Here is a 19,000-nt window from a genome sequence, read left to right on the forward strand (position 1 = left end):
GCCCGGTCAGCTGCCGGATCTCTGGTGATGTGCGCGACGCGCACTGTGCCCCCCGAAGGGATGACCATGGCCGAGGAAGTCCGCGCCGAGATGGTGGCGAACGTCTGGAAGGTCGTCGTGGGGGTGGGAGACCCTGTCGGCGCCGGAGACGCGTTGGTGATCCTCGACTCGATGAAGATGGAGATCCCGGTCATCAGCGAGGACGGCGGCACGGTGGCCGAGATCGCCGTCCGGGAGGGCGACGTCGTCCAGGACGGCGACCTCATCGCGATCGTGGAGCCGACCCCGGCCTGAGGGCATGGGCGGCCTCCGCCGCGGGCTGGGGTCCTCGGTGGATCCCCGCCCGCGGCCGCTCGTCAGCTGGCGGTGACGCCGTGTTCCGCGCAGCGAGCCGTCCAGCCGGTGGGAACGACCTGGACGACCAGCCTGCGCCGGCAGGTGGGGCAGTAGCGCGGTGGTTCCAGCGCGCGCGCCGCCGCGCAGCGATCATGGGAGCCCGTGGCCGCCGGCTCGCCGCAGCGGTCGCAGTAGCCGACCGGCGCGACCTGAACCGCTCCTGCTCGGTACGGCGAAGGGCCGTCGTGGGGGCCTGCCACCTGGTCCTCGTTCCTCGTCACTGTCTGGTTCCTCCGCGGTCGTCTGGACACCGGTACAGCGCCTCGGGCTCGCTTCGCCGCCGCGCTGCCGCCTCTACAGCGTCGCCTGCAGTGACTTGATCGGCATCGACAGGCGGTCGAGCATGGCGAGGTCGACGTCGGGGGACTGCCCGAGGGTCGTCAGGTAGTTGCCGACGATGACGGCGTTGATCCCGCCGAGCATGCCCTTGTCTGCCAGGTCGCCGAGGGTGATCTCCCGGCCGCCCGCGTAGCGCAGGATCGTGCGCGGCATCGCCAGGCGGAATGCCGCGATCGTGCGCAGCGCCTCGCGCGGCTCGACGGGGGGCAGGTCACCGAACGGCGTGCCCGGCCGCGGGTTGAGGAAGTTCAGCGGTACCTCGTCCGGTTCCAGCGCCGCGAGCTGCGCGGCGAGCTCCGCGCGCTGCGCGAGGCTCTCGCCGACGCCGATGATCGCGCCGCAGCACAGTTCCATCCCGGCCGCGCGGACCATCCGGCAGGTGTCGAGCCGCTCGTCCCAGCTGTGGGTGGTGACGACGTTCGGGAAGTGCGAGCGGGCCGTCTCGAGGTTGTGGTTGTAGCGATGCACGCCCATCGCGACCAGTTCGTCGACCTGCTCCTGGGTGAGCATCCCCAGCGAGCAGGCGACGTTGATGTCGACGGCGGCGCGGATCGCCGCCACGCCCTCGCGGACCTGGGTCATCAGCCGGGTGTCCGGCCCGCGTACCGCCGCGACGATGCAGAACTCGGTCGCGCCGGTCGCGGCGGTCGCCTTGGCGGCCTCGACCAGGCTCGGCACGTCCAGCCAGGCAGAGCGGACCGGCGATTCGAACTTGCCGGACTGCGAGCAGAAGTGGCAGTCCTCCGGGCAGCCACCCGTCTTGAGGCTGACGATGCCCTCCACCTCGACCTCGGGGCCGCACCAGCGCATCCGCACCTCGTGCGCGAGCGCGAGCAGCTCCGGCAGCGCCTCGTCCGCCAGCTCGAGCACGGCCAGCACCTGCCGCTCGTCCAGGCCCCGGCCCTCGAGAAGGACCTGCTGGCGGGTGGTGGCGAGCAGTCCGGCGGCGTCGGCCGGCAGGACAGCCGGACTGATGGTGGTCACGGGTGGGGTCACTTCGTTCGCTCCAGCCGCCGAAACCGGCATCGGGGACAGTGGCGTCATCATCGAGTCCATGGCCGAGGGGCGCGCGACGATGGCGAAGCCTCGCGCGCCCGGAGGCGCTTTCTAGCGTTCATGGCCGAAGGGCGCGCGACGATGGCGAAGCCTCGCGCGCCCGGAGGCGCTTTCTAGCGTTCATGGCCGAAGGGCACGCGACAGCGGCGAAGCCGCGCGCGCCTGAAGGCCCATTCCTAGCATCAGAGCCGTCGGGTGAGCGGGCATCGCCGCGTTCGTCACCACACGCCCGCTCATTGTCGAACTCAGGCCGCCCGCGGCGCGCGCCTGACGGACGTGGTATCTGGCACGTCGCCGCGGCGAGCCCTACCGTTCCGTGCTTCCGCTCTGGCCCCTCCGTGGCGTCGCCGGAGTCTGTTCCAGACCCAAGGCGTCCGGAGCTCCGGCAGGCCGTCACGAGGCCCGCGACGGGTCGCTGAGCGAGCCGGATGCCAAACGCGTGGCCGCCGAGCCCGGCCAGCCCGCGGACCGGGGCAGGGATGGGGGGCTGTGCAGGGCGCGGAAGGCGGCGGGGTCGAACGTCCCACCGAGGGACGGGGCTAGCGACCGTCGGGCGAGCTCGCGGAACCCCACACGGTCGAGCAGGCCCGCCCCGGCCGGGAGCACACCGGCGAGCGGCCGGCCGGCGACCGTCTCCAGATCGGCGAGGTTGGCTCGTTCGGCGAGGCCCGGGTCCGCCGGCCAGCTGCCGATGACCACACCGGCCGGTTCCAGGCCGCGGTGCGCCAGCGCCTCCAGCGTGAGTGCGGTGTCGTTCAAGGTGCCCAGTGCCGGCCGGGTGACCACGAGTACCGGCGCCCGGAGCAGCCGGGCCAGGTCGGCGAGCGTACGGCCGTCGTCGTCGTAGCGGACCAGCAGCCCGCCCGCCCCTTCCACGAGCACGAGCCGGTGATCGGCCGCCAGCCTGGTCACCGTGTCAGCCGCGGCAACCAGGTCGAGGGGGGGAAGCCCCGCGCGCCGGGCCGCGGTCGCCGGAGCGAGCGGCTCCGGGTAGCGGGCGAGCTCGTGCACCTCGCTGACGCCCGTCAGGTCGCGGACCAGGTCGGCGTCGCCGAGCTCGCCCGGCCCGACGCCGGTCTGCGCCGGCTTGACCACCGTCACCGGTGCGCCCCGGCCGCGTGCCAACGCCGCCACCGCCGCCGTGACGACGGTCTTGCCGACCTCCGTACCCGTACCGGTGACGACGAGGATGCTCATGTCCCGGTCTCCGGCCTGACGGCGCCGTCGGCGGCGCGCAGTGCCCCGGCGAGCGCGCTCGCGAACAGGGCCACGTCGTCGTCGGTGAGGTCGGCGCGCGCGGACAGCCGCAGCCGGCTGGTCCCCGGCGGCACCGTCGGAGGACGGAAACAGCCGACGGCCACGCCCCGCTCCCGACAGGCCGCGGCGGCCGCGACCGCCCGCTCGGGCGCGCCGAGCACGACGGAGACCACGGCCGCGGCGGGCGCTGGCGCGCCGGCGAGACGTGCCAGCTCCGCCGCCCTGGCCCGGCTGCGGGTGGCCAGGCCGGGGTCGGCCGCCAGGAGCCGCAGGGCACCTAGCGCGGCGCCGGCCGCCGCGGGCGCGAGGCCGGTGTCGAAGATGAAGGTGCGGGACGTGTCGATCAGGTGGTCGCGTACCTCGACCGGCCCCAGCACGGCGCCGCCCTGGCTGCCCAGGGACTTGGACATGGTGACGGTGGCTATGACGTCTGGCTCACCGGCGAGGCCGGTAGCGGCGGCCGCGCCCCGCCCGCCGGGGCCGACGACGCCGAGGGCATGCGCTTCGTCCAGCAGCAGCACCGCGCCGTGACGGCGGGCGGCCTGGTGCAGCTCGGCCAGGGGCGCGAGGTCACCGTCGGCGGAGAAGACCGAGTCGGTGACGACGAGAGCCCGCCGGTACCGCCGGTGCGTCAGGGCGCCGTCGACGGCGGCGACGTCCAGGTGCGGCACGATCGCGACGTCGGCGCGGGACAGCCGGCAGGCGTCGACGATCGAGGCGTGGTTTCGCTCGTCGGAGACGATCAGGTCGCCCGCCCCGACGAGCGCGGTGACGACGCCGAGGTTCGCGGCGTATCCGGAGGCGAAGACCAGGGCCGCCGCGAACCCGGTGTGCGCGGCGAGCGCGTCCTCCAGCTCGGCGTGCAGCGCCGTCGACCCGGTCACCAGCCTGCTGCCGGTGGAGCCGGCACCCCAGATCCGCAGCGCCTCGACACCGGCCTCGATCACGGCCGGGTGCCTGGAGAGGCCCAGGTAGTCGTTGCCAGCCAGGTCGACGCGCACCTGGTCGTCCAGCGCGGGCCGGGGCCGTACCGACCGGCGCAGCCCGGCCTCGCGTCGGGCCCGCGCGTTCGCGTCCAGCCAGGCGAGTGGGGCGGGCGGGGCGGAAAGTCGCTGGTCCACGGTCACGTCGCGACTGTATGACGGCGTTCTGGCTACGGCCCTTGGCGCTGTGAGCCAGGAATCGCCTGGCGCGCTTGTACGGCTGCCCAATGTGGAGCGCTGGTTGCGGGCCAGGGCCGGCCGTGGGCCACGCTGCTTCGGCCGTTTGGCTCGGAGGCTCTGGTTCGCCTGGCATGTACTGCCTCGGACGCGCTGTGGGCCTGGGGGCAGGCCGCGCGCCCAGGCACCAGGCGGAGGCGGACAGGGGCCCTCGGGGCACCGAGATTGTTCAGGAGGCAGCTTCGTCTGGCAGTCTGCCTGCCGTGGGAACCCTGGCCGACATGCTGCGCGCGAGCACCGACCTGAACGACGACGACATCGACCAGCTACACGCGCTCGTCGCCGACTGGGCGTTGCTGGCCGATCTCTCCTTCGCGGACCTGCTCCTGCTGGTTCCCAGCCGTACCTCGAGCCAGCGGGCGGCCAAGGTCGGGCACGCGGAGTTCCTCGTCGTCGCCCAGGTGCGCCCGACCACTGGCCCGACGGCGTATCACAACGACGAGGTCGGCAGCGTCGTCATCAATCGCTGGGTGGTACGCAACGCGTGGCGAGAGCACCGGATCGCCCGGGAGGGCGAGCCCGAGTGGGACGGCGGCGTTCCGGTGCGGACCGAGGCCATCCCGGTCCGGCACGGTAACCGGGTGATCGCCGTGCTTGCCCGGGACACCAACCTCGCGACCACCCGCACCCCGAGCGCGCTGGAGTCCGCCTACCTGCAGTGCGCCAACAACCTGGCCCTGATGGTCGCTGAGGGGCTGTTCCCGTTCCGGGGCAGCTCCGCCGAGCTCCCGGAAGCGCCTCGGGTGGGCGACGGGATGGTCCGCCTCGACGGCGCTGGCAAGGTCATCTTCGCGAGCCCGAACGCGCTGTCGGCCTACCGCCGGCTCGGCTACACCGGCAACGTCACCGGTGAGGACCTGCGTTCGGTGCACCGGGCGCTCAGCCTGCCGGCGACCACTCCCGCGGTGTGGCACGCGATCGGCCGGCGCCGGCCCGTGGAGGTCGAGCTCGCGGTCGGTAGCACTGTGGTGCTGCTGCGCGCGATTCCGTTGTTCCCCGGGCAGACCAGGGAGGTCCTGGTCCTGGTGCGCGACGTCTCCGAGCTGCGCCGCCGGGAGGCGCAGCTGCTGAGCAAGGACGCCACCATCCGGGAGATCCACCACCGGGTGAAGAACAACCTGCAGACGGTGGCGGCGCTGCTGCGGCTGCAGATGCGTCGCACGAAGGTCGACGAGGCCAGGGACGCGCTGCGGGAGTCGGTCCGCAGGGTGACGTCGATCGCGCTGGTGCACGAGACGCTCTCGCAGACGTTGGGGGAGTCGGTCCCGTTCGACGAGATCGCCGACCAGATCACCTCCGTCACGGTCGACCTCGCGACCACCGGGACGCGGGCGACGACACGGCGGGTCGGCTCGTTCGGCATGCTCTCGGGTGCGCTCGCCACGCCGCTGGCCCTTGTCCTCTCCGAGATTTTGCAGAATGCTGTCGAACATGCGTTCGATGGTTCGGCGGGCTCGATCGAGATCCGGGTACGGCGCACGGCCAGCCGGCTCGATGTCGTGGTCGCCGACGACGGCGCAGGCCTGCCGGACGACTTCCAGCTGGAGCATTCGCCGCGCCTCGGCCTGCAGATCGTCCGTCAGCTCGTGCTTGGGGAGATGCAGGGCACCATCCGCCTGCAGGCGGGCGCCGAGCGGGGGACCGAGGCGTTGCTCTCGATCCCACTTTCTTCAGGTTGAGTGTTTGGGGCGCTGGAAGGCGGGTATTACCGGACTCGTGGAGTGTGCCCTCAGTGAGCGCCCATCGAGCGCTCACGCTGCGTCTCACTTCATGCCGGTTGAGGTGACGCCCCGCTCTCGGGGCGCCGAGTCGGGCTCGGCGACCGGTCAGTGCGACGTGGCCACCACCGTGCCCGCGGCCGTCCAGGCCGCCTCCCGCAACGCAGCTCTTGCGTCGGGCCGTAGGCACGCCAACTCGGGCTCGGTCACCGGTCAGCGCGACTCGGCCACCACCGTGCCCGCGGCCGTCCAGGCCGCCTCCCGCAACGCAGCTCTTGCGTCGGGCCGTAGGCACGCCAACTCGGGCTCGGTCACCGGTCAGCGCGACTCGGCCACAGCCGGAACCGCGGCCGTCCAGGCCGCCCCACGCAACGCAACCGTCGCACCGACCCTGACGAGCGCCAAGTCGGAAGCGTCCGCCAGCCCCGGACCAAGGCCCTCGAGTTTTTGGGCCGTCCAGGCCCCAAAAACAGCATCGGCCGTTCCGTCCATGGCGCGCCAGCCGGAGGCGGCGGCCATACGGACAGAACGGCCGAGAGTGCCGTGGTCGGAGGCGCACCGACTGGGCGCGCTCCGTGACATGGGCACGGATGCAACTATCGCTGAGCCACGCGTCGCGTCGGCCAGCGATTTCTGCGATATATGGCCAGGTAGTGGCGTTGTTGGCCGCTGGCCCGCGGACCCGTGCGTCGAGAGTCGCACGAACTCACGGGGAGGGATGACCCCTCAGGCGCAGCTGGTGTGCGATCCCGGCGCGCAGTGGACCGATCACCGGTCCTCGGCCGGAGGCACCGCCGGTCAGGCGGTGCGGACTCGCAGCACCTGCCGCTTCAGGGCGCGCCGTTCGTCCTCGCTCAGGCCACCCCAGACGCCAGCGTCCTGGCCGGTCTCCAGTGCCCAGTTCAGGCAGTCGGAGGTCACGGCACAGCGTCGGCATACGGCTTTGGCTTCGTCGATCTGGCGCTCAGCAGGCCCGGTGGTCCCGATTGGGAAGAAAAGCTCGGGGTCCTCGTCACGGCAGAGCGCTCTGTGGCGCCAGTCCATGCGTCCTACTCCCTCTGTCGTAGCGGGCGACTCTGCACAAGAGACGCTCGACTGACTCCTAGGGTTGCGTCACGAGACGTGACCACGCGGCGAGCCCCGTTCTCGTCGCGACCCCGGGTGTCGTCTAGTCAACTGCGTGCAGGAGTGCGCCCGGGTGTATGTGGTCCATCCACCTCGGACATTCGCCACCCTCCCACCGGAACCGGCAGGGGCGCAAGAACCTGCAACCGCGTTCACACCATCTCTGGCCTGCACTTGTCCGTTAAGGACACGGACGGACCACGATCGGCTGCGCTCCGGATGACTAGTCCGGGCTGTCTGGATGCCTGGTGGCCATGGGCAGTTGGCTCCATCAGCCGGGTCTTGTCCGGATAGTCCGACCAGGCCATGCCCTGTCACCCGCCGATCCACCATGCCAACTAGGCATCCCGCCCGCTGCGCCGGGCCGCGGTACCGAGGTGGCCTCCGGTGACCCAGCCGGCCTCGTCGGGCCGCGCCAGCGCCCGTCCTGCTCCGCGCTCATTTCCTGTGCGGTGCCCGCGTCAGGCCGGGCGGCCGAGGGGCGTGCGGGCGGGCGCGGTGGCGAGGTGTGGCGGTCTCCACCGATCTGCCTACTGAGCAGAAACGGCGCGTCCGGTGCAGGATGGCTCCGGGACATGGTCTGGTGGCGGATCGCTGGGGAGGCCGCATGGAGGTACTGGGGCATCGCGGCAGCCGGAGCCCCGGGCCCGAGAATACGGCCGCGGCGGTCGACGCGGCGTTAGCGGCCGGGGCGGACGGGATCGAGATCGACATCCGGCGCACCGCCGACGGCGATCTCGTCTGCGTCCACGACGCGCGGCTGCCCCGGCTCGGGGGCCGGGCGGTGATCCGTCGGCCCACCGCCGACTTGGCGGCCAGGGGCATACCGACGCTGCATGATGTGCTGGACGCCTGGAGCGGCCGGGGACGGATCATCATAGAGATCAAGAACCAGCCCGGCCAGCCGGATTTCGATGCCCCCCGCGAGCGGTCCGCGCAGGCGCTGGTCGAGCTGCTGCGCGCCCGCGGGCTGACCGGGCCCGGTGCCGGGGTGACCGTGTCGTCGTTCGACTGGTTCGCGATCGAGCAGGTGCGAGGCAGCGGCGTGGGGGTGCGTACGGCGTTCCTGACCATGCCGAGGATGTCGGTGAGCGGCGGCCTGTCCTACGTGCGCTCCGCCGGGCACGCCGAACTGCATGCCCACACCTCGGCTGTGCTCGCCGCCGCCGACGCGGCCGAACGTGCCCGCGCGGCTGGGATCCGGCTGGTCACCTGGACCGTGACCAACGAGCGGGCGGCGCTGCGCCTGCGCGACGCGGGCGTCGACGGCATCATCTGCGACGACCCGGCCGGCGCCGTCCGCGCCCTGCGCCCCGCCCCACCGTCGCCCTGACCGCAAGCTCGTGACAACCCCGGGTCGGGGACTGGACTGAGGTCGGCCGGGGTTGGGCGGGAAGGTTGTCATGGTTCGCTCCGTGCGGGCGGCGCGCTCCGGCCCCGTACTCGCTTCGCTCCCACGGGACCTCCGCGCGCCGTCCTCCTGCGCTCACGTGCGCTGCGGCGACCTCCGCTGCGGCCCAACCACGTTCGCTTCGCTCCGTGGCCGGGCCTCCGCGGAGGCACGCCTCCGCGCCAGCACGGTGACCTTGCGTTGGGACGTCACCAACCCGAGACCACGGCGTTCGTATGGGCACTTCGCTTCGCTCGTGGGACGGTCTTCGCGCCTGATGGGTATGGATTGCTCGACTCGTCACCGTGTTAGGCGCTCCACGAGCGCAGCGAAGTGGCCCGACGGATGGGCATGCTTCGGATGGGTGACGTTCAGCGGCGGGCGACCGTGCGGCGCGGAGGCGCGCCTCGCGGAGGCCCGGCCCACGAGCGAAGCGACGTGGGCCGGGCCGCAGCGAGGTCGCCGGAGCGCCCGTTCGCGGAGGAGGACACGGCGCGGAGGTCCCGTGGGAGCGAAGCGAGTACGGGGCCGTAGCGCCGTGCCCGCACGGAGCGAACCAGAAATACAGCTATACAGCCGCGATCACACGCAGGGCCTGGGGGTGGGCGGTCAGCTCGACCTCGGCGTGCTCGCCGAGGTACTCGCCGTCCATCTGGAAGGGGGCGGTGGGTGCCGCGGTCATCCGGATCCTGGTCAGGTCGTGCTCGAGGACCACGTTGCGGCCGTGCGGGCCACGGTCGCCGGCGAGCATCTGCCCGGTGGTGCGCAGCAGGCTCGACAGGCGCGCCCTGCGCAGCCCCAGCAGGTCCAGGCCGGTGTCGAACGACGCCTCAGGGCAGGCGCGAACCGGCATGCCGCCCAGATAGGTCCACGGGACCGCGTTGCAGACGATGGCGACCGTCACCTCGCGGTCCGGCGTGGCCGCGCTCTCCTCAGCGCCGTCCTGGGTCTCCGCGGCGGTCCTGGGTATCTCCGGCCCCGCCTCGAGCTCGAGGTTGATGCCTACCCGGTCGCGGCCGATGCCGCGGCCGTACCGCGCCACCGCGCTGCGAAGGAACAGCCCGGCGCTGTTCGGCCGCCCGCCCGAGCGCCTGCGCTCGACCCTGCCGACGACCTCGGCGTCCAGCCCCATCCCCGCGCAGAACGTGAACCAGCGTGCCTCGCCGGCCCAGCGGGCATGGCCGAGGCCGACCAGTCGGGTCCTGCCGTCGCGCAGGTTGGCCAGCAGTTCCCCGGTCGCCTCGACGGGGGACGCGGAGTAGCCGAGCGCTCTGGCGAACACGTTGGTGCTGCCGCCGGGAACGACGGCGAGCGCCGGCGCGTCCGGCCTCGGCCCGCCGTGGAGAAGGCCGTTGACGACCTCGTTCACCGTGCCGTCGCCACCGAGGGCGATGACCACGTCGACACCGGTCTCGGACGCACGCTGGCCGAGCTCGGCCGCGTGCCCGCGTCCCTTGGTGATGACGGTCTCGACGGCGACGTCGGCGGACAGGGCCGTGACGAGGACGTCGCGGACCCGTTCCGTGGTCGTCGTCGCGGCGGGATTGACGACCAGGAGCCCTCGCATGCTCACCACGGTAGTACCCTGCCGCTTTCCGGCGCCGGCATGCGGAATGTCTCACAATGACAGCGAAGTATCGGAATGTCGCCAAGGCGTGAAACGGAGCGTGCTGTTGCTTGATAGACGCGTCTGCGTCACCTGGTGGCAACGGAGCGGCAGAACCGTCGTTCTGCCCTCGCCTCACACCATGCGGACCGGCCGCGGGGCATGTGAGCGGAATCGGCCTGGGGGCGGCGCCGTAAGGTCAACGCCATGGGAAGTGGCGAGACGCCGGGTGCTCGACCGGGAGCCTGGGCACGCGAGACAGCGACCGCGCTGGCGGCGGCTCCGCCCGCGCTGACGGTGGCCGCGGCGCTGGTAGCGGCCGAGGGCCTGCTGCTCGTGGGCCTGGGCGCTTTCCAGGTCATACGGGGCTTCGGGAACGGCATTGACGACCTTGCTCGCGCGGAGTTCGGTGGTGTGCTGTCGCTCGGGTGCGGACTCGTGGTGTTGGTACTCGCCCGCACGCTCATGGTCAACCGCGCCGCGACGAAGTCCCCGGTCATCGTCATCCAGCTGCTGTGTGTGCCGGTCGGCGCCGCGATGATCCAGAATGGTCTCTACGCCTATGGCATCCCGCTGCTGGTGGTCGCCGTGGCGGTCCTTCTCGCTCTGGCGGTCGCAGGGCTGCGCCGCTCCTCCGACCGCGACCCCAAGGCCTGAGCCCGCAAGGCCCTGAACACGGGCTGGCGGGAGCGTCCGGGACCTCCCAGCAGACCTCCCAGCAGACCTCCCAGATCGCTCCGCGATCCGGCAGGGACCCCGGCTCCGCGATCCGGCAGGGACCCCGGCTCCGCGATCCGGCAGGGACCCCGGCTCCGCGATCCGGCAGGGACCCCGGCTCCGCGATCCGGCAGGAACCCCGGCGCGCTGGCCCTAACCGTCCTCGAGGAGACCGCGGCGCAGCTGGGCCAGGGTGCGCGCGAGCAGGCGCGAGACGTGCATCTGGGAGATCCCCAGCTCCGTGGCGATCTGGGACTGGGTCATGTTCCCGAAGAAACGCAGTAGCAGAATGCGCTTCTCGCGCGGCGGAAGCTTCTCCAGCAGTGGCTTGAGCGACTCGCGGTACTCCACGCCCTCCAGGGACTCGTCCTGGACGCCGAGCGTGTCCGCGACGGCCGGCGACTCGTCGTCGCCGGAGTCGGGTGCGTCGAGCGAGACAGCCGAGTACGCGTTGGCCGACTCTAGCCCTTCGAGCACCTCCTCCTCGCTCATCTCGAGGTGGGCGGCGATCTCGGCGACCGTCGGTGACCGGCCGAGCGACTGGGACAGCTCCGAGGTCGCCTTCGTCAGCGACAGCTTGAGCTCCTGCAGCCGCCGCGGAACCCGGATCGCCCAGCCCTTGTCCCGGAAGTGCCGCTTGATCTCGCCGACGATGGTCGGCGTCGCGTAGGTCGAGAACTCGACGCCGCGCTCCGGGTCGAACCGGTCGACCGACTTGATCAGGCCGATGGTGGCGACCTGGACGAGGTCGTCCAGCGGCTCGCCGCGGTTGCGGAACCGGCGGGCGAGGTACTCGACGAGCGGCAGGTGCATCCGGACCAGCTGGTCACGGATCTGCGATCGCTCGCTGTCCCCTTCGGGCAGCTCGGCCAGCCGGGCGAACAACACGCGCGCGTGCGCCCGGTCGGGGGAGCTGGTCCGGTCCGGCGTGTGCTCGTCCCGCTCCGGGGCTTCGGGTGTCTCGCCCTTGGGCTCGTCCACGCCGGGCCGCTCGGTTCCGGTGTCGGTCACGGCATCCTCGGGCTTGAGGTCGTCCTCACCGGCCCTGGGCGGCGTCTGGCTCGCCAGCATGGCCGTCTCGGCGTCGCCGCGGGGAGGCTGGGGCCGCGGAGGCCGCGCGCTCGCGGACTCGGGCGGGTCGGCAAGCGCCTCGTCCGGCCCGCCGGCGCGCTGGCTCAGGGCCGGCACCCGGTCGCGCGGGGTGGTCGGGGTACGTCCTGGCGACGTCATGACGTTCCCACGGCACCGAGCTTCGCACCCTGGCCAAGCTCGGTCGATTCGGCGCTGCGGCTGCGCACGTGGCCCGCCGGCGGCTCGCCGAGGTCGGCGCGGGCGCCCTGTCGTTTCGCCAGCTCGATGGTCACCCGCTGACCGGGGCCGGTCGAGCTGGACACCTCACCGGCGAGTGCGTCCAGAACGGTCCAGGCGAAGGTGTCCTTCGACGGCGGTTCGCCGTCCAGGCTGTCCACCGAGACTGTGACCCGCATCACGCCAGGCGAGAGCGCGAACACGCACTCCAGCGCCGAGCCGGGCACGGCCGACACCAGGAGCAGCGCGGAGGCCTCGTCCACGGCGATCCGCAGGTCCTCGATGTCGTCGAGGGTGAAATCCAGCCGGGCGGCGAGGGATGCCGTCGCGGTGCGCAGGACCGTCAGGTACGCGCTCGCGGCCGGGAGGGTGAGCTGCACGACATCGCGCAGCCCGCCACCGTGGACACCGCCGGAGCTCACCGTGCCGCCGGCCGAAGGCGTCGGATCCACGTTCTACCCCCAGTGACTACGTCGTTCCAACGGCGGGCCTCGCCGTTGGTGGTGGTTGTTGTCCGGTCGCGTCGAGGCTCCCGGGTAGAACCGCCCGCCTACATCATCCGGCTTCGATGCCGGCTCGTCGCGGCGGGCATCCGGCTGTCGACTGCCGGCCACCGCCCGGTCAACCCACGACCGCGCCAGCGTGGCCCCGGGTCATGGTGGTCATCGATGGCGTATCCAGCATGCCGCCTCCCCGGCACACGCCACCGACGGCCCATGAGAGCCCCGCACCTGGCGCCGCCCCCGTCCGAGCGGCGGGAGCCCCGGGGAGCGGTTCTCGGGCCTGTCGTGGGCCCGCGGGGCACCAACCAGGACCAGGCGGGCGCGCAGCGCCGCGTGCCGAACCACCACGGCCGCGCTCGACGCCCGACTCCGTGCCGCTCGCCGTCCCCACGGTACCCAGCGTTGCCCCGGTGGCGCAGGTCGGGTGATCGGAAGTGTTTGGCACCTTGCCAGCCCGGGTGGTGAGCCTGGTGTGTGATTCCGGACCCCGTTTATAAAAAGGCGTCCAGGTGCGGGGGTGTTCCCCGGCCGCGGCCAGGGGCTGCCTGATGGCCTCCGGGGGCGCGAGGCTTCGCCATTTTCGCGCCCCCTTTGGCCTATGCGCTCCCGGTGAGGGCGGCGAGGGCGTCGGCGTCGAGCCGCCAGGTCGTCCAGCCCTGCTGGGGAGCGGCACCGAGCGATCGGTAGAAGTCGTGCGCGGAGGTGTTCCAGTCCAGCACGTCCCACTCCAGTCGCGGGTGGCCGCGGTCGCGCGCCATGGCCGCCAGCGCGACGAGCAGGGCCCGGCCATGGCCGGCGCGACGGTGTTCCGGCGTGACGAACAGGTCGACGAGGAATGTCCCCGTGCGTCCCGTCCAGGTAGAGAACGTCTCGTGGTAGATCGCGAACCCCACTACCGGTGCCCTACCGGCGGCGAGGTCCGGGCCGTCCGCCGTGGCCACGAGTGCCGCCGCCTTCGGCGGGTCCCCGAAGAGCGCCTCGGTGAGGTCGGGCTCGGTCATCCTCACCGCGTCCGGCTCCCGCTCGTACTCCGCGAGCGCCCGCACCAGCTCCAGCACGACCGGCACGTCATCCGGCTCGGCCGAACGAATCACTGACCTGCCTCCACTTCCGGGAGCTCGCCCCAAACAGACGTCGCCGGCCTCCGGTCGAATGACCGGAGGCCGGCGACATGGTCGCGCCCCAGGATCAGGCCGCGGCCTTGGTCTCCCAGAAGATCTTCGCGATCTCATCGATCTTGTCGAGCAGCTTCTGGCCGTCCGCCGGGTCTACCGAGGCCTTCGCGCCGGCGGCGCCGGCGGCCTTGGTGGCCTGCCAGAACAGGTCATGCAGCTGCGGGTACTTCTCCAGGTGGTTTGGCTTGAAGTAGTCGGTCCACAGCACCCAGAGGTGGTGCTTGACCAGGTCGGCGCGCTCCTCCTTGATGGACAGTGCCCGGGAGCGGAACACCGGGTCCTCGTTCCCCTGGTACTTCTCCTGGATCGCCTTGACCGACTGGGCCTCGACTCGGGCCTGCGCCGGGTCGTAGACGCCGCAGGGCAGGTCGCAGTGCGCGCTCACCCGGGTGGTGGGGTGCAGCAGGCTCATGCCGCCGTCCTTCCTCGCACGTTCGTCCGTCGGGGGCACGGGCGGCGCCTCGGCGCGAGACAGACCGTTTACCCGTCCGCCGCGGTGGCGTCGTACGGGGGGCGGCGGCCCGTGTCCCCACCTTCTGGCAACCTACCCTTGTGCGGCCTTCGGTTCCCGTGAGGGCGGTCTCCGTTCGCGGCGCGTCGATGGCGCCGACACTGCGTGACGGCGACGCCTGCCTGGTCTGGTGGGGCCGCGAGCCCCGCCCGGGTGATGTGGTCGTCGCCCGGCTGCCCGCGGGCCGCGGGCTCGGCGTGAAACGCGTCGCCTTCGGCGACGAGGACGGCGGCTGGTGGCTGCGCTCGGACAACGTGGGCGTCGGCACCGACAGCGCCGCCTTCGGCATGATCGCCACCGGCGACGTGCTCGGCCGGGTGGTGCTGCGCTACTGGCCCCGGCCGGCCTGGTTCCGCAGGTCGGCGTAGAAGGCCAGACAGTCGGCGTACCGGGGCAGCAGCCCGGCGGCGTCCGCCTCCTTCAGGGTCGGCGCGACAGCGTCCTTGTCGGACAGCAGCGGGGTCAGGTCGGCCGGCCAGGGCAGGCCAAGATCGGGGTCCAGCGGGTGCACGCCATGCTCGCGTCCCGGGCTGTACGAGGTGGAGCACAGGTAGGAGACCTGCGCGCCGTCGGTGAGGGCGACGAACGCGTGCCCCAGGCCCTCGGAGAGGTAGAGCCCCTTGCGGTCCACGTCGTCGAGGACGACCGCGTCCCATCGGCCGAACGTCGGCGAGCCGGAGCGGATGTCCACCACGCAGTCCAGCACCCGCCCGGACACACATGTGACGTATTTCGCCTGGCTGGGCGGCACATCCGCGTAGTGCACGCCGCGCAGCGTCCCCGCCCTGCTGACGCTGTGGTTGGCCTGGGCGAGCCGGAGCGGGTGGCCGACGGCCTTCTCCAGCGCCTCGACGCGGAACCATTCGAGGAAGGTGCCGCGGCCGTCGGTGTGCTGGCGGGGGGTGAAGACCCACGCGTCCGGTACGGACAGTTCGGTGACATCCACGCCTGCGGACCGTACCGGTTCAGCCGCCGGTCCGTACGCAGTCTCCCCGCCGACCCCACCACGGTGTGACTCCGTAGGCACGGCACCCCCCTCAGCCCGCGCCGAACCCGCTCAGACCCCAGCGTTCAGGTCAAAATAGTGTCCTTCCCGTGACAATCCGGAGCGCACCCCCGCACGAGCGAAGCGAAGTGCCCCCGCGCCAGCCCTGCCCCGGGTCCTGCACGCTCCGGCGGCGGGTGACCGTGCTGGGCGCCTCCGCGCCAGCACGGTTGCGTTGCGCTGGAACGTCACCAGCCCGACGCTGCTGGTCACAGCACCTTGGACAGGAAGGACCTGGTCCGCTCGTGCTGGGGGTCGACCAGCACCTGGCCGGGCGGGCCGCTCTCGACGACGACACCGCCGTCCATGAAGACGACGGTGTCGGCCACCTCGCGGGCGAAGCCCATCTCGTGGGTGACGACGACCATCGTCATGCCGTCCGCCGCGAGCCCCCGCATGATGTCGAGCACCTCGCCGACGAGCTCGGGGTCGAGTGCCGAGGTCGGCTCGTCGAACAGCATCAGCTTGGGCCGCATCGCCAGTGCCCTGGCGATCGCGACCCGCTGCTGCTGCCCGCCTGAGAGCTGGGACGGGTAGGCCTCGCATCGGTTCCCGAGACCAACCCGGTCCAGCAGGGCACGGGCGCGCTTCTCGACCTCGGAGCGTTTCTCCCGACGCACCCGCAAGGGCGCCTCCATGATGTTCTCCAGCGCCGTCATGTGGGCGAACAGGTTGAAGCGCTGGAAGACCATGCCGATGTCGGCGCGGCGCCGGCAGACCTCGCGCTCGCGCAGCTCGTGCAGCCGGCCGCGGTGTTCCCGGTAGCCGACCAGGTCGCCGTCCACCCACAGCCGGCCCGAGTCGATCTTCTCCAGGTGGTTGATGCAGCGCAGCATGGTCGTCTTGCCCGAGCCCGAGGGCCCGATCAGGCAGAGCACCTCGCCGGGCTCGACCCGCAGGTCGATCCCGCGGAGCACCTCGTTGTGGCCGAAGGAGCGGCGGATGCTCTCGGCGAGCACCATCGGCGTGCCGTTCTCCGCCTCGGCCGGGATCTCGCTGGTCACGTGACCACCCCGCTCTGGTCGCGGCGCATCGGACGGCTGGGACCCACCCTGTTGCGGCCAGCCGGGTCGTAGTGCCGTTCCAGGAAGTACTGGCCGACGCTGAGCACCGACGTGACCGCCAGGTACCAGATCGCGGCGACCATCAGCAGCGGGATGGTCTGGAAGTTGCGGCTGTAGATGATCTGGGCGGCGTAGAGCAGCTCGGTGTAGGCGATGACGCTGACGAGCGACGTCGTCTTGAGCATCGAGATGGTCTCGTTGCCGGTCGGCGGGATGATCACCCGCATCGCCTGCGGCAGCACGATCCGGCGCATCGTCTGCGCCTGGTTCATGCCGAGCGCCTGCGAGGCCTCGGCCTGGCCGGTGTCGACGGCGCCGACGCCGGCGCGCACGATCTCGGCCATGTACGCCGCCTCGTTGAGCCCGAGGCCGAGGACGGCCGCGCCCAGCAGCGGGATGAGCGTGTTCGACTCGGCGGAGGCGAACTCGGGGCCGAACGGGACGCCGATCGACAGCCTCGGGTAAAGCGCGCCGATCGATGCCCAGAACAGAATCTGGATCATCACCGGCGTACCGCGGAAGAACCACGTGTACAGCCAGGAGGCCGAGCGCAGGACCGGGTTCGGCGACAGCCGCAGGATGGCGAGCAGCACTCCGCCGACCACGCCGATGGCCATCGCGTAGAGCGTCAGGAAGAGCGTCGCCCACAGGCCGCGCAGTATCTGCTCGGAGAACAGGTACTTCCAGACGATGTCCCAGTGGAAGGCCTCGTTGGTGACCAGGGCGTGCACCAGCATCGCGGCGAGGAGGGCGAGGACGGCGACGCCCACCCAGCGTCCCGGGTGGCGGACCGGAACCGCCTTGATCACATCGGCCGTCGACGCGCCGGCGCCGGCCGCCCCGGTCACCGGGGCGGCCGGTGAGCCGGGGGCCTGCGCCCCCGGCTCACCGCCTGGCGCCTTGTCAGCTGAGAGCGCCATTGATCTTCGGGTCCGTGATGGCGCCCTCCTGCACGCCCCACTTCTCCAGCGTCTTCTGGTACGAGCCGTCCGCCATGACCGCCTTCAGCGCCGCCAGCAGCGGCTCGGCGAGGCCCGAGTTCTTCGGCACCGCGATGCCGTACGGAGCCGTGCCGTAGGGCGTGCCAACCAGCTTGAGCTTGCCCTCGGACAGCTTCACCTGGTAGTCGGCGACCGGCGAGTCGGCCATCGACACCTGCGCCCGGCCGGCGGTCAGCGCCAGGTTCGCCTGGTTCTGGTCCGGATAGGCCTGGACGGTCACGCCCGGCTTGCCGGCGCTCTTGCACTTCGTGTCCTGCGCGGTGGCGTCGTCGGCCTGGACGGTGCCCGTCTCGACGGCGACGGTCAGGCCGCAGAGGTCGTCCAGCCCGGTCAGGGTGGCCGGCTTGGCGGCGCTGGTGAAGAACGAGGTGCCGGCCGAGTAGTACGTGACGAAGTCGACGACCTGCTCGCGCTCCTTGGTGTCGGTGAACGACGAGATGCCGATGTCGTACTTGGCGGCGGCGAGCCCCGGGATGATGTCCTCGAAGCCGGCGTTCTCGACCTCGACCTTGACACCGAGCGCGGCGCCGAGGGCCTTGATCAGGTCGACATCCATGCCGATCACGGTCTTGCCGTCCGTGTCGAAGAACTCGTTCGGCGCGTAGGACGCGTCCGAGGCCACCTTGAGGGTGCCGCCCGCGTACTTGGCGGGCAGCGTGGCCGCGACGGAGGGATTCGCGGAGGGCGCCGCCGTCGTGCCGCCACCGTCCGACGAGTCGTCGCCACCGCCACAGGCGGCGAGGACGGCGAGCAGGCCGGCCGCCGCGGTCGCGGCCACCGCCCTGCGCGCGGCCCGGCGGCCCACGCCGCCGCCCATGATCCGGTGTGTTCGAAGGCGCATGCCGATCCTCTCCAGTTCCAGCCAGTTCCCGGTGCGGACGGCCCCACCGCCCTGGCCCAGGCTGGCGGTCGGCTCGCGGGCAGGTGAGCACACGCTCATCGGCTGCCCGGCCAGCAGACCCCTGGCTGGCTGGTTGGCGCTGGATGCACCCCCCGTCACGACGCGCGGCCCGGGGTCCCTGCCGGACCGCGAAGCCGGGGTTCCTGCCGGATCGCGAATCGATCTGGGAGGTCGGCTGGGAGGTTCGGGTTGCCCGTTCCGTATGTCCGTACTCGGGTGGGCAGGCGACAACGGCGGCGCACGTCCTGGGCCTTCACCCAAGCGTGGTTACGTGTCAGTAGTGCTACATGCATGCTTCGGCAACGTTGCAAGACATTTCGACCAGATGTCGTCGGTGTGATCGTCATGTGTAGTCGAACGATTGCATCTGGCCGACCGCCCGCCGCATACCGGCGCTGACGTGCAATATTTGAAGGTGCCCCGGGCGACCCCCGGTCCTACCCCCGCCGGCTCACCCGCTTGCCGCCGGGGTTCCCGCTGGTCCGCGCGGCAGACTGGCGGGTGAGCCGCTCAGGTCATCTCCTCGCGGCTGAGAGCTCCGCCCACGGGGACGGCCCGCCGGCCCCGGACGCCGGGCTGTGCCCGGCATCACCTCTCACGATGGGCGACCCCCGGACCACCGCAGACAACAGCCCCTCGACGACCCCGGGCCGTACGTAGGCAGCCGG

18 protein-coding genes and 1 pseudogene are annotated in these 19,000 nt (G+C 71.9%); 5 read left to right on the forward strand and 14 right to left on the reverse strand.

The window, feature by feature from the left end; translation table 11 throughout:
• The first annotated feature begins 66 nt into the window (after positions 1 to 66).
• The gene (locus tag BCD48_RS20335) at positions 67 to 294 is read left to right on the forward strand and encodes a biotin/lipoyl-binding carrier protein (protein ID WP_071050046.1); all 228 of its coding nucleotides are present in this window, start codon (positions 67 to 69) and stop codon (positions 292 to 294) included.
• 62 nt (positions 295 to 356) lie between these two features.
• Here BCD48_RS20335 and bsaP read toward each other — a convergent pair whose 3' ends face one another.
• The 4 genes from bsaP to BCD48_RS20355 all read right to left on the reverse strand — a co-directional run bounded on the left by bsaP (position 357) and on the right by BCD48_RS20355 (position 4,169).
• Entirely contained in the window at positions 357 to 617 is a 261-nt protein-coding gene (gene bsaP, locus BCD48_RS20340) for a biotin synthase auxiliary protein BsaP (RefSeq protein ID WP_241841875.1), read from the reverse strand.
• Positions 618 to 690: 73 nt separating this feature from the next.
• Positions 691 to 1,782 carry a biotin synthase BioB gene (gene bioB, locus BCD48_RS20345; RefSeq protein ID WP_071050048.1) on the reverse strand — a complete coding sequence of 364 codons (1,092 nt, stop codon included), beginning with the start codon at positions 1,780 to 1,782 and terminating at the stop codon, positions 691 to 693.
• Positions 1,783 to 2,184: 402 nt separating this feature from the next.
• Positions 2,185 to 2,988, reverse strand: coding sequence for a dethiobiotin synthase (gene bioD, locus BCD48_RS20350; RefSeq protein ID WP_083418938.1), 804 nt, complete (start codon positions 2,986 to 2,988; stop codon positions 2,185 to 2,187).
• A complete protein-coding gene (locus BCD48_RS20355; RefSeq protein ID WP_071050049.1) occupies positions 2,985 to 4,169 on the reverse strand; it encodes an 8-amino-7-oxononanoate synthase in 1,185 nt (394 codons plus the stop codon). Before BCD48_RS20355 ends, bioD begins: the two co-directional genes overlap by 4 nt.
• A gap of 320 nt (positions 4,170 to 4,489) precedes the next feature.
• Between BCD48_RS20355 and BCD48_RS20360 the strand changes: the two genes are divergently transcribed.
• Entirely contained in the window at positions 4,490 to 5,947 is a 1,458-nt protein-coding gene (locus BCD48_RS20360) for a GAF domain-containing sensor histidine kinase (protein ID WP_198543324.1), read from the forward strand.
• Between the two features lie 837 nt (positions 5,948 to 6,784).
• Here BCD48_RS20360 and BCD48_RS20370 read toward each other — a convergent pair.
• Complete coding sequence (locus tag BCD48_RS20370; RefSeq protein WP_007518532.1) at positions 6,785 to 7,030, reverse strand: WhiB family transcriptional regulator; 246 nt, start codon at positions 7,028 to 7,030, stop codon at positions 6,785 to 6,787.
• Positions 7,031 to 7,718: 688 nt separating this feature from the next.
• Here BCD48_RS20370 and BCD48_RS20375 point away from each other — a divergent pair.
• Entirely contained in the window at positions 7,719 to 8,444 is a 726-nt protein-coding gene (locus tag BCD48_RS20375) for a glycerophosphodiester phosphodiesterase (RefSeq protein ID WP_071049992.1), read from the forward strand.
• Positions 8,445 to 9,069: 625 nt separating this feature from the next.
• On the opposite strand, the gene BCD48_RS20380 is transcribed toward BCD48_RS20375, so the two are convergent.
• Positions 9,070 to 10,068, reverse strand: coding sequence for a diacylglycerol/lipid kinase family protein (locus BCD48_RS20380; protein WP_071049993.1), 999 nt, complete (start codon positions 10,066 to 10,068; stop codon positions 9,070 to 9,072).
• Between the two features lie 246 nt (positions 10,069 to 10,314).
• Here BCD48_RS20380 and BCD48_RS20385 point away from each other — a divergent pair, with 246 nt between their 5' ends.
• On the forward strand, positions 10,315 to 10,764 hold the full coding sequence (locus BCD48_RS20385) for a hypothetical protein (protein ID WP_083418940.1): 450 nt from the start codon (positions 10,315 to 10,317) through the stop codon (positions 10,762 to 10,764).
• 213 nt (positions 10,765 to 10,977) lie between these two features.
• Here the strand turns inward: BCD48_RS20385 and BCD48_RS20390 are convergent, their stop codons facing one another.
• From BCD48_RS20390 to sodN, 4 genes are all read right to left on the reverse strand, one after another.
• Entirely contained in the window at positions 10,978 to 12,054 is a 1,077-nt protein-coding gene (locus BCD48_RS20390) for an RNA polymerase sigma factor SigF (RefSeq protein WP_083418941.1), read from the reverse strand.
• Entirely contained in the window at positions 12,051 to 12,584 is a 534-nt protein-coding gene (locus tag BCD48_RS20395; protein WP_071049994.1) for an ATP-binding protein, read from the reverse strand. The genes BCD48_RS20390 and BCD48_RS20395 overlap by 4 nt, the downstream gene beginning before the upstream one ends.
• A gap of 647 nt (positions 12,585 to 13,231) precedes the next feature.
• Positions 13,232 to 13,729 (reverse strand): GNAT family N-acetyltransferase, encoded by a 498-nt coding sequence (locus BCD48_RS20400; RefSeq protein ID WP_071049995.1) that lies wholly within the window; start codon positions 13,727 to 13,729, stop codon positions 13,232 to 13,234.
• A gap of 94 nt (positions 13,730 to 13,823) precedes the next feature.
• Positions 13,824 to 14,222: a superoxide dismutase, Ni gene (gene sodN / locus BCD48_RS20405; protein WP_071049996.1), complete on the reverse strand. Its 399-nt coding sequence runs from the start codon at positions 14,220 to 14,222 to the stop codon at positions 13,824 to 13,826.
• 137 nt (positions 14,223 to 14,359) lie between these two features.
• On the opposite strand from sodN, the pseudogene BCD48_RS20410 reads away from it, so the two are divergent.
• Positions 14,360 to 14,689, forward strand: a pseudogene (locus BCD48_RS20410) (S24/S26 family peptidase); the annotation flags it as partial.
• Here the strand turns inward: BCD48_RS20410 and rfbC are convergent.
• The 4 genes from rfbC to BCD48_RS20430 all read right to left on the reverse strand — a co-directional run bounded on the left by rfbC (position 14,650) and on the right by BCD48_RS20430 (position 18,431).
• The gene (gene rfbC / locus BCD48_RS20415) at positions 14,650 to 15,267 is read right to left on the reverse strand and encodes a dTDP-4-dehydrorhamnose 3,5-epimerase (RefSeq protein ID WP_071049998.1); all 618 of its coding nucleotides are present in this window, start codon (positions 15,265 to 15,267) and stop codon (positions 14,650 to 14,652) included. The pseudogene BCD48_RS20410 and the gene rfbC overlap by 40 nt on opposite strands.
• A gap of 308 nt (positions 15,268 to 15,575) precedes the next feature.
• Positions 15,576 to 16,328, reverse strand: a complete 753-nt coding sequence (locus BCD48_RS20420) for an amino acid ABC transporter ATP-binding protein (protein ID WP_116271596.1) — start codon at positions 16,326 to 16,328, stop codon at positions 15,576 to 15,578.
• 38 nt (positions 16,329 to 16,366) lie between these two features.
• Entirely contained in the window at positions 16,367 to 17,350 is a 984-nt protein-coding gene (locus tag BCD48_RS20425) for an amino acid ABC transporter permease (RefSeq protein WP_083418942.1), read from the reverse strand.
• Complete coding sequence (locus BCD48_RS20430; RefSeq protein ID WP_241841877.1) at positions 17,334 to 18,431, reverse strand: ABC transporter substrate-binding protein; 1,098 nt, start codon at positions 18,429 to 18,431, stop codon at positions 17,334 to 17,336. The genes BCD48_RS20425 and BCD48_RS20430 overlap by 17 nt, the downstream gene beginning before the upstream one ends.
• Between the last annotated feature and the right edge of the window lie 569 nt (positions 18,432 to 19,000).

It is taken from the genome of Pseudofrankia coriaricola (genome assembly GCF_001854805.1).
Taxonomy (GTDB): Bacteria; Actinomycetota; Actinomycetes; order Frankiales; family Frankiaceae; genus Pseudofrankia.